Below are 1,131 nucleotides of genomic sequence, written 5' to 3' on the forward strand. Positions count from 1 at the left end.
GGTCTCAAAAGGTAAGCCAGGCTCGGGAAACCTGCTGGTTGGTGTACCCATGGGCGATATGCACCAGACCTTAGCCGCCACCATCACTGTCATGGTGATCGGATCCGTGGCCGTTATGGTGCTGGCCGGGATGCTTGGCTCATATATTATTCGCCGCACCATGCGCCCGCTGGAGCGTGTTTCGGCGGTTGCCACCGACGTGGCGAACCTAAACCTGGGTGAACACACCATCTCCCAGCAGGTGAAGGTCATGCCCAAAGACGCCGACCCCAGAACCGAGGTGGGTGCGGTCGGGTACGCCCTGAACCAGCTGCTCGATAATGTGAGTTCGGCCCTTGAGGTGCGTGAACGCACCGAACAGCAGATTCGCGCCTTTATTGCGGATGCCTCCCATGAGCTTCGCACACCCCTGGCTGCCATTAAAGGCTACTCAGATATGATGCGCTGGACAGAGGCAATGAGTGAGAATGGGCAGTCGTCGCTGGCACGTATTGACTCGCAGACGGTGCGCATGTCGCGCCTTGTTGAAGACCTGCTGCTGCTGGCACGTTTGGATGAGGGGCGTGAGCCGCAGTTTGAGCTGATTGACCTGACGGAGCTGCTGATTGAGTGCCTTTCCGATATGCAGGCAGCGGCCCGCACTCACGTGTGGCGGCTGGATGTGCCGGATGAGCCGGTTGAGATGATTGCTGACCGCTCCCAGCTGCAGCAGGTGATTCTGAACCTGCTTTCAAACGCCCGCAAACACACGGATGACGGCACCACTGTGATTGCCGGGTTGCGGGTTTCGGCGGATCGCAGCCACGCCCTAATGACCGTGGTGGATAACGGGCCGGGGATTGACCCGCAGTTTGTGGATAAGATTTTTGACCGTTTCGCGCGCGCCGATAAGGCACGTTCCGGTTCGGATGGCACCACGGGGCTGGGGCTCTCGATTGTGCAGGCGATTGTGCGTGTGCATGGCGGCACGATCTCGGTTAAATCCAGGCCAGGCCGCACCGAGTTCATGGTGCGTTTGCCGTTGGCGAGTGCGGCACCTGCGCAGGCTCGGCTGAGCGTGCAGAAGGGGGCGGGTGGGCACTAACGGCGCTGCTTCTTTTGATACGGCGGGCATCCATAGGGATGCCCGCC

At 60.4% G+C, this 1,131-nt stretch carries 1 protein-coding gene; it reads left to right on the forward strand.

The annotated features are described in order from the left end of the window. The coding region (locus Q4P78_RS09180) for a cell wall metabolism sensor histidine kinase WalK (RefSeq protein ID WP_303340066.1) at positions 1-1,084 on the forward strand (1,084 nt) is incomplete at its 5' end. Between the last annotated feature and the right edge of the window lie 47 nt (positions 1,085-1,131).

The sequence above is a fragment of the Rothia sp. (in: high G+C Gram-positive bacteria) genome (assembly GCF_030540545.1).
Classification (GTDB): Bacteria; Actinomycetota; Actinomycetes; order Actinomycetales; family Micrococcaceae; genus Rothia.